This is a genomic window from Acidisoma sibiricum (assembly GCF_057837225.1).
The window spans coordinates 1,012,169-1,024,548 of record NZ_CM174445.1; the positions used below are offsets into that span (position 1 = coordinate 1,012,169).

Genomic DNA, 12,380 nt, shown 5'->3' on the forward strand with positions numbered 1-12,380 from the left:
CTATGCGCACCGGAGTGATCGCCAAGAAGCTGGGCATGTCTCGGCTTTTCAAAGATGATGGGAGCCATGTTCCCGTCACTGTTCTGCACCTCGACCAGGTGCGGGTGGTGTCCACCCGTACGCAAGAGTCGAATGGCTATACCGCTGTCCAGCTGGGCTTCGGGCTTGCCAAGGTGAAGAACGTCAGCCAGCCGAATCGTGGCCATTTCGCCAAGACCAAGGTTGAGCCTGCGAAGAAGATTGTTGAATTCCGCGTGGCCGAGGATGCTCTCCTCGAACCGGGTTCCGTGATCTCCGCGGCCCATTTCTCGGTCGGGCAGAAAGTGGATGCCGCTGGCATCTCTAAGGGTAAGGGCTTCGCCGGTGGCATGAAGCGCTGGAACTTCGCCGGCTTGGAAGCAAGCCATGGCGTGTCCGTCAGCCATCGTAGCCTTGGTTCGACGGGTAACCGTCAGGACCCCGGCAAGACCTTTAAGAATAAGAAGATGGCGGGTCACCTCGGTGGCGAGCGCATCACGACCCTCAACCTTGAGGTCGCGGGCATCGATGTCGAGCGCGGGCTGGTTATGGTGAAGGGCGCTATTCCGGGTGCCGTTGGTGGCTATGTGCTGCTGCGTGACGCGATTAAGCGTGCGCGGCCTGCGGACGCTGCCTATCCCGCCGCGCTGGTGGGCTGAGGATTGCGACATGCAGATCGATATTAAAACTCTTGATAATGGCTCGGCCGGCTCCGTGGAGCTGGCTGACGAGATTTTCGGCACCGCCCCGCGCGCCGATATCATGGCGCGTGTGGTGCATTGGCAGCAGGCGCGTCGCCGCTCCGGCAACCACAAGGTGAAGGGCATGTCCGAGGTTTCGGGCACGACCAAGAAGCCGTTCCGCCAGAAGGGCACGGGTAACGCCCGTCAGGGCAGCCTGCGTTCGCCGCAGTATCGCACCGGTGGCATCGTGCACGGTCCGGTCGTGCGCGACCATGGCTATGACCTGCCGAAAAAGGTGCGTCGCCTCGGCCTGATCTCCGCCCTGTCTCAGAAGCAGGCCGAAGGCAAGCTGGTGGTGATCGATGCCGCGGCCGGCGTTGAGAAGACCAAGGATCTCGCGACCAAGCTGCGGGCGCTGGGCTGGACCTCCGCTCTGTTCATCGATGCGGATGTGGACGCGGGTTTCCTGCGCGCCAGCCGCAACCTGATCGGCGTGGACGTGCTGCCGACGGTCGGCGCCAATGTCCTCGACATTCTGCGCCATGAGCTGCTGGTCGTGACCTCGGCCGGTTTGGAAGGTCTGACGGCGCGCCTGGCTGACAAGGCCGCCGTCGCGGCGGAGATCGCAGCATGAGCACCCCCGGTTTCAATGCGCGCAAGCGCGCTGAGAAAATGTCCCGCGAGGCGATCTACGAGGTCATCCGCAGCCCGGTGATCACCGAAAAGGCGACAGCCCTTGGTGAGCGCAATCAGGTCTCGTTTCGGGTGTCGCTCGACGCCACGAAGCCGGCGATCAAGACGGCGGTAGAGACCCTGTTCGGCGTGAAGGTTCTGGGTGTGAACACCCTGGTCACGAAGGGCAAGACGAAGCGGTTCCGTGGCCGTCCTGGCCAGCGTGCGGATGTCAAGAAGGCGATCGTTCAGTTGGCCGACGGCCAGTCGATCGACTTCACGACGAGCCTTACCTAAGGCTCTTGGGGATAGATCATGGCGCTGAAGCAATTTAATCCCGTCACCCCGAGCCTCCGCGGCACCGTCATGGTGTCCCGCGAAGGTCTGTGGAAGGGCAAGCCGGTTAAGGGACTGACGGTCGGCAAGACCTCGTCCGGCGGCCGCAACAATCATGGCCACACCACGGTGCGTTTCCGGGGCGGTGGACATAAGCAGAGCTACCGCATCGTCGACTTCAAGCGTCGCAAGTATGACGTGCCGGGTACGGTCGAGCGGCTCGAGTATGACCCGAACCGTACGGCCTTCATCGCCCTGATCAAGTATCAGGACGGTGAACTTGCGTATATCATTGCGCCGCAGCGTTTGGCTGTGGGTGACCAGGTCGTTTCCGGCCTGCGCGCCGACATCAAGCCGGGCAATGCGATGACGCTCGCGGCGATCCCGGTCGGCACGATCATTCATAATATCGAGATGAAGCCGGGTGCGGGTGCCAAAGTCGCGCGCTCCGCCGGGACCTTCGCTCAGCTCGTCGGCAAGGATGCCGGCTATGCCCAGATCAAGTTGATGTCGGGTGAGCTGCGCGTCGTCCGCGCTGAGTGCATGGCCACGATTGGTGCCGTGTCCAACCCGGACAACTCGAACATCCACATCGGCAAGGCTGGTCGTTCCCGCTGGCTTGGACGTCGCCCGCATAACCGCGGCGTCGTCATGAACCCGGTCGATCACCCCCATGGCGGTGGTGAAGGCCGGACCTCGGGCGGACGTCATCCGGTGACGCCGTGGGGCAAGCCGACCAAGGGTTACAAGACGCGCGTTAACAAGCGGACGGACAAGTTGATCATCCGCCGGCGCAACAAGAGCAAGGGCTGAGTCCATGTCACGCTCCGTTTGGAAAGGCCCGTTTGTAGACGGGTACCTCCTGAACAAGGCCGAGGCGGCACGCGCCTCCGGCCGCAACGAAATCATCAAGATCTGGTCCCGCCGGTCCACGATTCTGCCCCAGTTCATTGGGCTCACCTTCGGCGTCTACAACGGGCACAAATTCCTGCCCGTCCAGGTCAACGAGAATATGGTGGGGCACAAGTTCGGCGAATTTTCGCCGACACGGACCTTCACCGGCCATTCGGCCGACAAGAAGGCGAAGCGGGGCTGATCGATGAGCAAGCCGAAACATCCCCGGTCTCTTGGAGAGACCGAAGCGCAGGCGCTGATAAGCAATCTTCGCGTCAGCCCGCGTAAGCTAAACCTTGTCGCCGCTCTGATCCGCAACAAGCCCGCGGCCGTCGCCGTGGCGCAGCTGACCTTCAGCAAGCGCCGCATCGCGAACGACGTCCGCAAGGCTTTGCAGAGCGCCATTGCCAATGCCGAGAACAACCATCAGCTCGACGTCGATCGTCTGGTGGTGACCAAGGCTGAGGTTGGCCGTTCCATCGTCATGCGCCGCTTCCATGCGCGTGGCCGTGGCCGCGCCGCCCGCGTCGAGAAGTGGTTCAGCCACTTGAAGATCGTCGTTGCCGAGCGTGCGCAGGAAGCTGTCGCGACGCCTGAGCAGGAGGCCGTGTAACATGGGTCATAAAGTCAATCCGATCGGCCTTCGCCTCGGCATCAACCGTACCTGGGAGAGCCGCTGGTACGCCGGTAAGGACTACGCGAAGCTGCTTCATGAGGATCTGAAGCTGCGCGCGCATCTTCGCAAGAAGCTCTCCGGCGCGGGCGTGTCCCGCGTGGTGATCGAGCGTCCGGCGAAGAAGCCGCGCGTGACCATCTATGCCGCCCGCCCCGGCGTGGTGATCGGCAAGAAGGGCCAGGATATCGAGGTTCTGCGTAAGGACCTGACCAACATGGCGAAGGCCGAAGTCTCCTTGAATATCATGGAGATCCGCAAGCCTGAGATCGACGCGACGCTGGTTGCCGAGAATATCGCGCAGCAGCTGGAGCGCCGCGTGGCTTTCCGCCGCGCCATGAAGCGTGCCGTTCAGTCTGCCATGCGCCTTGGCGCCCAGGGCATCCGCATCAATTGCGGCGGCCGTCTCGGCGGCGCCGAAATCGCGCGGATGGAATGGTACCGTGAAGGCCGCGTGCCGCTGCATACGCTGCGCGCTGACATTGATTATGGTGTTGCTACGGCGAAGACGACTTATGGGACCTGCGGTGTGAAGGTCTGGATCTTCAAAGGTGAGATCCTGACCCAAGATCCGATGGCACAGGACCGCAAGGCCGCCGAACAGGCGCCGCAGCGGTAAGGATTGGACACGGACAATGCTTTCTCCCAAGCGCACAAAATACCGCAAGGCGCATAAGGGCCGTATCCACGGCCTCGCCAAGGGTAACACGCAGCTGACCTTCGGTGCTTTCGGCCTCAAGGCCCTGGAGCCCGAGCGCATCACCGCGCGTCAGATCGAATCCGCTCGCCGGGCGATCACGCGTCACATGAAGCGCGCCGGCCGCGTGTGGATCAGGATTTTCCCGGATGTTCCGGTGTCTCAGAAGCCCGCCGAAGTCCGCATGGGCTCCGGTAAAGGCAATCCCGAGTTCTGGGTGGCTCGGGTCAAGCCTGGCCGCATCATGTTCGAGATCGATGGCGTCTCCAACGAGATCGCGCAGGAAGCGCTGACGCTCGGGGCCGCCAAGCTGCCGATCAAGACCAAATTCGTCACCCGTATCGGGGAGGCGTGATTATGGCCAATAAGTCTGCGACCGACATTCGCGCGAAGACCGCGGATGAGCTGGAAGCCCAATTGGTAGACCTGCGTCGTGAGCAGTTCAACCTTCGGTTCCAGCGTGCTACGGGCCAGTCCGAGAGTGTCGGGCGCGTGCGTGTTGTGCGACGTGAGATCGCTCGTGTGAAAACCATTATTGCGGAGCGCTCACGCGCTTCCGCCAAAGCCTGAGGAGATAAGGGCGATGTCTAAGCGCGTCCTGTCAGGGCGGGTGGTGAGCGATAAAATGGACAAGACCGTAACGGTCCTGGTCGAACGTCGCGTCATGCATCCGCTCTACAAGAAGTTCATTCGCCGTTCGAAGCGTTATGCTGCGCACGACGAACTCAATACGTGCAAGCCGGGCGACATGGTGCGGATCGAGGAATGTCCTCCGATCAGCAAGCGCAAGGCCTGGCTGGTGATCGAGCGGAATGGTGTGAACCTGTCCGCTCCGATCGAAATCACTGAAGCGCCTGCCGCTTCGGCTCAGGCCTAAGAGGGGATAGAGTAAGTGATTCATCCCGAAACCAATCTCGATGTCGCCGATAATTCCGGCGCGCGTCGCGTTCAGTGCATCAAGGTCATCGGTGGCTCGAAGCGTAAGACCGCTTCCGTCGGCGACGTGATCGTGGTTGCCGTCAAGGACGCGATTCCTCGGGGTAAGGTCAAAAAGGGCGACGTTCATCAGGCGGTGATCGTTCGCACGTCCTATCCGGTGCGCCGGGCCGATGGCAGCGCCATCCGCTTCGACCGCAATGCCGCCGTTCTGATCAACAAGCAGAACGAGCCGATCGGCACGCGTATCTTCGGGCCCGTCGTGCGCGAGCTGCGCGCCCGCAAGTTCATGAAGATCATCAGCCTCGCGCCGGAGGTGATCTGATCATGGCCGCGCGTATTCGTAAGGGCGACCGCGTTCTCGTCATCTCCGGCTCTGACAAGGGCAAGCGCGGTGAAGTGACGCAGGTTCTGCCGAAGCTGAACCGTGCCGTCGTCGAAGGTGTCGCTGTCGTCGTGAAGCACCAGAAGCCCACCCGTATGGGTGAGCAGGGTGGTCTCGTGCGGCGTGAGCGTGCGATCGATCTGTCTAATTTGAAGCTGATCGACCCCAAAAGCGATCAGCCGACCCGGGTGGGGTTCCGGATTCTGGAAGACGGCCGCAAGGTCCGTGTTGCCAAGAAGACCGGCGCTCTCATCGAAAGCTGAGGAGGCTAGAGGGTGAGCGAAGCTAACGCACTGCCGCGTCTGCAGGCACATTATAATAACGTTGTCCGGGCCAAGCTGCAGGAGGAGTTCAACTACAAGAACACCATGCAGCTGCCGCGTCTGGAAAAGATCGTCCTGAACATGGGCGTGGGCGAAGCAGCGGCCGACCAGAAGAAGCTGGAAGCCGCCTATGGCGAAATGACGCTGATCAGCGGCCAGAAGCCGGTCAAGACGGTTGCCAAAAAGGCGATCGCGGGCTTCAAGATCCGCAAGGGTCTGCCGATTGGTTGCAAGGTCACGCTGCGCTCTGCCCGGATGTACGAATTCCTCGATCGTCTGGTGACGATCGCGCTGCCGCGTGTCCGCGACTTTCGCGGCATTACCGGCAAGGGTTTCGACGGCCGTGGCAACTTTGCTATGGGCGTGAAGGAGCAGATCATTTTCCCGGAAATCGTCTACGACAAGGTAGACGCGATCCGGGGCATGGACATCGTCTTCGTGACGACTGCGACGACCGATGCGGAAGCCAAGGCCCTGCTTAAGGGCTTCGAGCTTCCCTTCGCGAACTGAGCTTAACAAGTCGAGATTTGGAAAACCACGGCCTCCGCAAGGCGGTCGGCCGATAGGTTCCGGAGGGTAAAATAGGATGGCCAAAACTTCCCAGGTCAACCGCAATGCCAAGCGTATGCGGATGACCGCTCGTGATAAGGCCAAGCGTGAGGCGCTGAAATCGGTTGTTTCCGATCGCAGCATCCCCGTGGAAGACCGGTTCGAGGCGTCTGTGAAACTGGCGCAGCTGCCGCGCAATGGCTCGGCCACGCGCGTGCGTCTGCGTTGCGAGCTGACGGGTCGCTCCCGCGCCAACTATCGCAAGTTCCGCCTCTGCCGTATCGCGTTGCGGGACCTTGCCAGCGCCGGGCAGATCCCCGGCATGGTTAAAGCGAGCTGGTAAGGAAAGGGATCACCTATGTCGATGTCAGATCCCTTAGGGGATATGCTCACGCGCATTCGTAATGCGCAGCGAGCCAATCACACTGTTTGCGTCGCGCCCAGCTCTCGGTTGCGCGCCAATGTTCTCGATGTGCTGAAGCGTGAAGGCTATATCCGCGGCTTTTCAACCGAAGAGCTTCGTCCGGGTGTCGCTCAGCTTCGCATCGAGCTGAAGTATAACGAGGGCCAGCCGGTCATCAAGGAGATCACTCGCGTCTCCCGTCCGGGCCGTCGCGTTTATTCGAAGATCAAGGAGCTGCCGCGGGTCTATAGCGGTCTCGGCGTCTCCATCCTCTCCACGCCGCGTGGCGTGATGAGCGATCAGGAGGCTCGCGCTGCCAATGTTGGCGGCGAAGTCCTCTGCCGGGTCTTCTAAGGGGGGCTGGGGAATGTCGCGCGTAGGTAAATATCCGGTCACCATCCCCTCTGGGGTTGATGTGGCTATCGCCAATAACATCCTGACGGCGAAGGGCAAGCTGGGCACGCTCACGCTGCCGCTGAGCGCCGAACTCGTCGAAACAAGTGTGGCCGATGGCCATGTCTCGGTTGCGCCGAAGACCAAGGCTGCGCCCGCCCGCATGATGTGGGGCACCACCCGTGCCCTCGTCGCCAATATGGTCAAAGGCGTGTCCACGGGATTCTCGAAGACCATGGAAGTGACCGGCACCGGTTATCGTGCCGCCGTTCAGGGTCCGAACCTGGTGATCAACCTCGGCTATTCGCATGATGTGGTCTATCCGATCCCGGAAGGGATCAAGATCACCTGCGAGAAGCCGACGATGATCAAGGTCGAGGGTGTGGACAAACGGCTGGTCGGCCAGGTTGCTGCCGAAATTCGGTCGAAGCGTCCGCCGGAGCCCTATAAGGGCAAGGGCGTGAAATACATCGACGAGACCATCCGCCGTAAAGAAGGTAAGAAGAAGTAATGAGCGCGAACCAGGATCTCCGGGTGCGTCGGCGGGAGCGTCTGCGCTTCCAGCTGCGCCAGAAGTCCGGTGGCCGGGTCCGGCTGTCGGTGTTTCGTTCCAGCAAGCACATCTATGCGCAGGTCATCGACGATGTGGCGGGCCGTACGCTCGCCGCCGCGTCCTCCATCGATCTCGAACTCCGCAAGGATCTCAAGACCGGTGCCGATACCGACGCTGCGACCGCTGTGGGCAAGCTCGTCGCCGAACGCGCTCTTGCCGCTGGCGTGAAGGAAGTTGTGTTCGATCGTGGGTCCTATCTCTACCACGGTCGCGTCAAAGCTCTGGCCGATGCCGCCCGTGAGGGCGGTCTGGCCTTCTAAGGGGAACGAAGCAATGGCACGGGAACCGAGAGAAGGTGGTGGCCGCGGCGGACGTGAGCGTGACCGCGAACACAGTGACGAGTTCATCGACAAGCTGGTGACCATCAACCGCGTCGCCAAAGTGGTGAAGGGTGGCCGTCGGTTCGCCTTCGCCGCTCTGGTGGTGGTGGGTGACCAGAAAGGCCGCGTCGGCTTCGGCGCCGGCAAGGCGCGTGAAGTGCCGGAAGCGATCCGCAAGGCGACGGAACGGGCGAAGCGTAACCTGATTCGCGTGCCGATGAAGGAAGGCCGGACCCTGCATCACGATGCGCTGGGTCACTACGGCGCTGGTGCGGTTATCCTGCGCTCGGCCCCGGCCGGCACGGGTATCATCGCCGGTGGCCCGATGCGTGCGGTGCTGGAAACCCTTGGGATTGGCGACGTCGTCGCGAAGTCTATGGGCAGCCGCAACCCGCATAACATGATCAAGGCGACGTTCGACGCCTTGCAGAACTGCGCAAGCCCCCGCTCCGTCGCCGCCCGTCGTGGCAAGAAGGTGTCGGATATTCTGGGCAAGCGCGAGACCGCGGAGGTCGCCGATGCCGTCTGATCGCACCGTTATTGTGAAGCAGATCACCTCTGGCAACGGGCAGAAGCCCGGCCAGCAGGCGACGTTGATCGGTCTCGGCCTTAACAAGATCGGCCGTGTGCGCGAGTTGGAGGATACTCCTTCCGTGCGCGGCATGATCCGTAAGGTCGCCCATCTGGTGAAGGTTGAGGAAAAGGTCTGACTTCGGTCAGACCTTGAGGATTGAAACCATGAAGCTCAATGAACTGCGCGATAATGCCGGCGCGCGTCCGAAGTCGAAGCGGCTTGGCCGCGGTATCGGCTCCGGCAAGGGCAAGACCTCTGGCAAAGGCGTCAAAGGTCAGAAGGCGCGTGAAGGCGTGGCGCTGAACGGGTTCGAGGGCGGTCAGCTCCCGATCTATCGTCGTCTGCCGAAGCGCGGTTTCCGCAATATCTCGCGCAAAGTCTATGCGCCGCTGAATCTCGACCTGCTCGAGCATGCGGTGAAGGCGGGCGTGCTCGACGGCAGCCAGACGATCACCGAAGAGACCCTCTTCGCGACCGGCGTCGTCAGCCATGCCAAGGTCTCGGGCGTTCGCCTGCTGGGCCGTGGCGCGGTGACCCGCGCGCTGACCGTCTCCGTCTCCGGCGCCTCCGCTTCTGCGGTGGCCGCGATCGAGGCGGCCGGTGGCCGCGTCGAGATCATCGGCGAAACGCCGGAAGCCGCGCCCGCCGCGTAATCGGCGATCGTGGACTTGGATGTCAGAAGGGCGTCGAACCTGGTTCGGCGCCCTTCTTCTATGTGATGGCCGCCGGCATCGGCGGACCGGTCGATCTGCGGTAGAAGATTTCGGCCTGCAACCGGAACAGGGACACCAGCATGACCCAATCGAATTCAGTTTTCTCAACCGTCTTTCAGCCCGGCCAGGTCGCCGTCATCACCGGGGCCGCGAGCGGCATTGGCATTGCCACCGCCGATTTCTGCGCGGCCCATGGCATGAAGCTGGTCCTGGCTGATGTGAATGAGGCGGCGCTGCTGCAGGCGTCCGACCGTCTGGCCGGGCAATACAAGGTCGAGGTCCTGGCCGTGCCCACCGATGTCAGCCGGCGCGAGGCGGTGGAGCGGCTGCAGACCAGCGCCTATGAGCGTTTCGGCGCGGTCGATTTCCTGATGAACAATGCCGGGCGTGAAGGTCCCGGCCAGCTGTTCGGTGATCCGGCCGTCTGGGACGGCATTATCGGTGTCAATCTCTGGGGCGTCATCCATGGTGTCCAGGCATTCGCGCCCGCGATGATCGCCCAAGGCAAGCCCGCGATCATCGTCAATACGGGGTCCAAGCAGGGCATCACCTGTCCGCCGGGCAATACCGCCTACAACGTCTCCAAGGCGGGCGTGAAAGTGGTGACCGAGGCGCTGGCCCATGATCTGCGCAGCCAGCCCGGGTGCCAGGTTCAGGCCCATCTTCTGATTCCGGGCTTCACCTATACCGGTCTGACCCGCGCTGGTGGTGCCACCGAAAAGCCGGCCGGCGCCTGGACCTCCGAACAGGTCGTGTCCTTCATGGCGGACCGTATCGCGGCAGGAGATTTCTATATCCTCTGCCCGGACAATGACGTCAGCCGCGATCTCGATAATGCCCGCATGCTATGGGCCGCCGGGGATATCACCGAGAACCGGCCGCCGCTGTCGCGCTGGCATCCCGACTATGCCGATGCTTTCAAAGCCTATCTCGCTGAGAAGGGCCTGTGAGTCGTCTGCCCATCCACCGCTTGTCTTCGCTTTCTTCCAAAGGCCCGACCCATGACTGACACGCCGCCCGATCGTCTTTCCGTCAATCCGAAAAGCCCCTTTTTTGACGAGGCCGCGCTGCAGCGTGGCGTCGGCATTCGCTTCAAGGGCGTCGAGAAGACCAATGTCGAAGAATATTGCGTCAGCGAGGGCTGGGTGCGGCTTTCGGTCGGCAAGTCGGTCGATCGTCATGGCAATCCGCTGACGATGAAAATGAACGGCCTGGTTGAGCCCTATTTCCGGGATGAGCCTGAAGAGGTCTGATGTTCACCATCACGCGGCTGCTCGACGGTATTTTTGAGATCCCGGCGGCGATGTTTCTCTATGTCGGGGATGAGGCCAAGGGGGCCCATATCCGGGCGGAGAAGGCGGGGGCAGGGACGGTCGTCCCGGTCAATTGCTTCCTGCTGCGCCGGGACGCGGAGGTCATTCTCGTTGACGCCGGCACTGGCCCAGCCTGGGGCCCTGCTCTCGGCCATGCCCGCGCGGCTCTCGCCGCCGGGGGCATGGCGCCCGAGAGCGTCGATCGTGTGATCCTCACGCATATCCATGGCGATCATGCGCTTGGCCTGTTCGCGGACGAGGCAGCCTATTTCCCGCGCGCCCGCATTTCCGTCCCCGCGGCTGACCTCGCCTTTTTTACGGATGACGCGGCGCGCGCCGCGATGCCCGAGGGTCGGCGGGCTGCCTTCGACATCGCGGCCAGGCTCCTGGCTGTCTATGCCGGCCGCATTGATGTCTTCGACGGCGAGGAGGCGCATCCCGGTATCACCGCGCTGCCGTTGCCCGGTCATACGCCGGGCCATACCGGCTACCGTTTCGCCACAGCGGAGGGCGACATTCTGCTCTGGGGCGATGCCCTCCATATCGCGGATGTCCAGCCGCGCGATCCGCGCGTCGGGCTGTTCTACGACACCGACCGGGATCTGGCCTGGCAAAGCCGCCGGAAGGTTCTGGCCTATGCCGCGGCCGCAGGCTTGCGCGTCGGCGGCGGCCATATCGACGGCTTCCTGCGCGTGGTCGCCGACGGCGAAGGGTTTCGGCTGGAGTCCTGATGTGCGGTCAAAGCGGCATCCCTACCGCATGCGTTGGGCCAGAACTTCCTCGTAAACGCCCAAGGTGGCGTCTTGCAGAACGCCGATGGTGTAATGCGCGAGCACGGAGGCGCGGGCGCGTTCGCCCATTGCCTGCCGGTCCGCCGGTGACGCATCGAAGGTCGCCCGCAGCGCCTCCGTCAGCGCGGCAACATCGCCGGGCGGCACCAGAATCCCGGTCTCGCCATGCTCCACCGTTTCCGCGGCACCGCCATGGTCGGCCGCGATGACGACGCGCTCCATCGCCTGGGCCTCGATCACCGCGCGGCCGAAGGCCTCGGGCTCAGTCGATGCGCTGACAACAACATCGGCCAGCATCAGCGCAGCCGGCATATCCGCGCAATGACCGGAAAACTTGATCTGCGCGGTGACCCCAAGGGCGGCCGCCTGGTCCAGCAATGCGCGCACATAGGTGTGCCGGCCCTGGTCTGACCCCACGAAGACGGCGACGACGTCGGCGCGGCCGAGTTCGGCGAGGGCCGCGATCAGCACGCTCTGCCCCTTCCAGCGGGAAATGCGCGCGGGCAGCAGCACAACCTTCGCCTGTTCCGACAGGCCCCAGGCGGTCGCGAGCTTCGCCACGCGCAGGCCGAGCTGGGCGGCGGGGTCGAAGACCAGCGGATCGACTCCGCGCGGGATGAGGCGGATGCGCTCGGCCGGCACGCCATGCTGCTGCTGGATCAGGTTCGCGATGAAGCCGCTGGCGGCAATCACCAGCGCGCCGCGCACCATCACGCTGTTGTAAAGGCGCTTGGCGCGCGAGGTATCGGAATAGGCGCCGTGATAGGTGGTGATGAAGGGCACGCCGGTCAGCCGGCTGGCCCGCAGCACCGACCAGGCCGGCGCGCGGGAGCGGGCATGGATCAGATCGACCTTCCGGTCGCGGATGAGCTGCGCCAGCGCCGCGCCGTGGCGGTACATCGCCCAGGGGTTCTTGGTTTTCAGCGGCAGCGTCACATGCTCACCGCCCGCGCGCTCAATGGCGGCCACCAGTCGGCCGCCCTGGCTCGCAACCAGCGCCTTATGGCCCTGGGCGACCAGAGCCTCGACGATTTCCACCGTGCCTCTTTCGACGCCACCGCTGTCGAGAGAGGGCAGGACTTGAAGGATGGTTG

Annotated in this window: 24 protein-coding genes; 23 read left to right on the forward strand and 1 reads right to left on the reverse strand. The window is 63.0% G+C overall.

Going from position 1 to position 12,380, the window contains the following annotated elements; genetic code table 11:
- The first annotated feature begins 2 nt into the window (after positions 1-2).
- The 23 genes from rplC to AC3G7M_RS04975 all read left to right on the forward strand — a co-directional run bounded on the left by rplC (position 3) and on the right by AC3G7M_RS04975 (position 11,226).
- Positions 3-677 carry a 50S ribosomal protein L3 gene (rplC, locus tag AC3G7M_RS04865; RefSeq protein ID WP_489214585.1) on the forward strand — a complete coding sequence of 225 codons (675 nt, stop codon included), beginning with the start codon at positions 3-5 and terminating at the stop codon, positions 675-677.
- Positions 678-687: 10 nt separating this feature from the next.
- Entirely contained in the window at positions 688-1,335 is a 648-nt protein-coding gene (rplD, locus tag AC3G7M_RS04870; RefSeq protein WP_489214586.1) for a 50S ribosomal protein L4, read from the forward strand.
- A gap of 38 nt (positions 1,336-1,373) precedes the next feature.
- A complete protein-coding gene (locus AC3G7M_RS04875) occupies positions 1,374-1,670 on the forward strand; it encodes a 50S ribosomal protein L23 (RefSeq protein WP_489215962.1) in 297 nt (98 codons plus the stop codon).
- 18 nt (positions 1,671-1,688) lie between these two features.
- The gene (gene rplB, locus AC3G7M_RS04880; RefSeq protein ID WP_489214587.1) at positions 1,689-2,522 is read left to right on the forward strand and encodes a 50S ribosomal protein L2; all 834 of its coding nucleotides are present in this window, start codon (positions 1,689-1,691) and stop codon (positions 2,520-2,522) included.
- A 4-nt stretch (positions 2,523-2,526) separates the two neighbouring features.
- Complete coding sequence (rpsS, locus tag AC3G7M_RS04885) at positions 2,527-2,805, forward strand: 30S ribosomal protein S19 (protein ID WP_227307419.1); 279 nt, start codon at positions 2,527-2,529, stop codon at positions 2,803-2,805.
- A gap of 3 nt (positions 2,806-2,808) precedes the next feature.
- Complete coding sequence (rplV, locus tag AC3G7M_RS04890; protein ID WP_489214588.1) at positions 2,809-3,216, forward strand: 50S ribosomal protein L22; 408 nt, start codon at positions 2,809-2,811, stop codon at positions 3,214-3,216.
- Between the two features lies 1 nt (position 3,217).
- Complete coding sequence (gene rpsC / locus AC3G7M_RS04895) at positions 3,218-3,895, forward strand: 30S ribosomal protein S3 (RefSeq protein WP_489214589.1); 678 nt, start codon at positions 3,218-3,220, stop codon at positions 3,893-3,895.
- Positions 3,896-3,911: 16 nt separating this feature from the next.
- Positions 3,912-4,328, forward strand: a complete 417-nt coding sequence (gene rplP / locus AC3G7M_RS04900; RefSeq protein WP_489214590.1) for a 50S ribosomal protein L16 — start codon at positions 3,912-3,914, stop codon at positions 4,326-4,328.
- Between the two features lie 2 nt (positions 4,329-4,330).
- The gene (gene rpmC / locus AC3G7M_RS04905; RefSeq protein WP_227321224.1) at positions 4,331-4,543 is read left to right on the forward strand and encodes a 50S ribosomal protein L29; all 213 of its coding nucleotides are present in this window, start codon (positions 4,331-4,333) and stop codon (positions 4,541-4,543) included.
- A 13-nt stretch (positions 4,544-4,556) separates the two neighbouring features.
- Positions 4,557-4,850 carry a 30S ribosomal protein S17 gene (gene rpsQ, locus AC3G7M_RS04910; protein WP_489214591.1) on the forward strand — a complete coding sequence of 98 codons (294 nt, stop codon included), beginning with the start codon at positions 4,557-4,559 and terminating at the stop codon, positions 4,848-4,850.
- Positions 4,851-4,865: 15 nt separating this feature from the next.
- Complete coding sequence (rplN, locus tag AC3G7M_RS04915; protein ID WP_227307413.1) at positions 4,866-5,234, forward strand: 50S ribosomal protein L14; 369 nt, start codon at positions 4,866-4,868, stop codon at positions 5,232-5,234.
- A gap of 2 nt (positions 5,235-5,236) precedes the next feature.
- A complete protein-coding gene (gene rplX, locus AC3G7M_RS04920) occupies positions 5,237-5,557 on the forward strand; it encodes a 50S ribosomal protein L24 (RefSeq protein WP_489214592.1) in 321 nt (106 codons plus the stop codon).
- Positions 5,558-5,569: 12 nt separating this feature from the next.
- On the forward strand, positions 5,570-6,127 hold the full coding sequence (gene rplE, locus AC3G7M_RS04925) for a 50S ribosomal protein L5 (RefSeq protein WP_489214593.1): 558 nt from the start codon (positions 5,570-5,572) through the stop codon (positions 6,125-6,127).
- Between the two features lie 76 nt (positions 6,128-6,203).
- Positions 6,204-6,509 (forward strand): 30S ribosomal protein S14, encoded by a 306-nt coding sequence (rpsN, locus tag AC3G7M_RS04930; protein WP_489214594.1) that lies wholly within the window; start codon positions 6,204-6,206, stop codon positions 6,507-6,509.
- A gap of 15 nt (positions 6,510-6,524) precedes the next feature.
- Positions 6,525-6,923, forward strand: a complete 399-nt coding sequence (rpsH, locus tag AC3G7M_RS04935; protein ID WP_227307410.1) for a 30S ribosomal protein S8 — start codon at positions 6,525-6,527, stop codon at positions 6,921-6,923.
- Between the two features lie 13 nt (positions 6,924-6,936).
- Positions 6,937-7,473 carry a 50S ribosomal protein L6 gene (gene rplF / locus AC3G7M_RS04940; protein ID WP_489215964.1) on the forward strand — a complete coding sequence of 179 codons (537 nt, stop codon included), beginning with the start codon at positions 6,937-6,939 and terminating at the stop codon, positions 7,471-7,473.
- Positions 7,473-7,835 (forward strand): 50S ribosomal protein L18, encoded by a 363-nt coding sequence (gene rplR / locus AC3G7M_RS04945; RefSeq protein WP_489214595.1) that lies wholly within the window; start codon positions 7,473-7,475, stop codon positions 7,833-7,835. The genes rplF and rplR overlap by 1 nt, the downstream gene beginning before the upstream one ends.
- A gap of 13 nt (positions 7,836-7,848) precedes the next feature.
- Positions 7,849-8,424, forward strand: coding sequence for a 30S ribosomal protein S5 (rpsE, locus tag AC3G7M_RS04950; protein ID WP_489214596.1), 576 nt, complete (start codon positions 7,849-7,851; stop codon positions 8,422-8,424).
- Complete coding sequence (gene rpmD / locus AC3G7M_RS04955; RefSeq protein ID WP_227307406.1) at positions 8,414-8,605, forward strand: 50S ribosomal protein L30; 192 nt, start codon at positions 8,414-8,416, stop codon at positions 8,603-8,605. Before rpsE ends, rpmD begins: the two co-directional genes overlap by 11 nt.
- 28 nt (positions 8,606-8,633) lie before the next feature.
- A complete protein-coding gene (rplO, locus tag AC3G7M_RS04960; protein ID WP_489214597.1) occupies positions 8,634-9,122 on the forward strand; it encodes a 50S ribosomal protein L15 in 489 nt (162 codons plus the stop codon).
- 140 nt (positions 9,123-9,262) lie between these two features.
- Positions 9,263-10,132 carry an SDR family NAD(P)-dependent oxidoreductase gene (locus AC3G7M_RS04965; RefSeq protein ID WP_489214598.1) on the forward strand — a complete coding sequence of 290 codons (870 nt, stop codon included), beginning with the start codon at positions 9,263-9,265 and terminating at the stop codon, positions 10,130-10,132.
- Between the two features lie 51 nt (positions 10,133-10,183).
- Entirely contained in the window at positions 10,184-10,435 is a 252-nt protein-coding gene (locus tag AC3G7M_RS04970; RefSeq protein WP_489214599.1) for a DUF3297 family protein, read from the forward strand.
- The gene (locus AC3G7M_RS04975) at positions 10,435-11,226 is read left to right on the forward strand and encodes an MBL fold metallo-hydrolase (protein WP_489214600.1); all 792 of its coding nucleotides are present in this window, start codon (positions 10,435-10,437) and stop codon (positions 11,224-11,226) included. The genes AC3G7M_RS04970 and AC3G7M_RS04975 overlap by 1 nt, the downstream gene beginning before the upstream one ends.
- Before the next feature lie 21 nt (positions 11,227-11,247).
- On the opposite strand, the gene AC3G7M_RS04980 is transcribed toward AC3G7M_RS04975, so the two are convergent.
- Positions 11,248-12,324 carry a glycosyltransferase family 4 protein gene (locus tag AC3G7M_RS04980; RefSeq protein ID WP_489214601.1) on the reverse strand — a complete coding sequence of 359 codons (1,077 nt, stop codon included), beginning with the start codon at positions 12,322-12,324 and terminating at the stop codon, positions 11,248-11,250.
- Between the last annotated feature and the right edge of the window lie 56 nt (positions 12,325-12,380).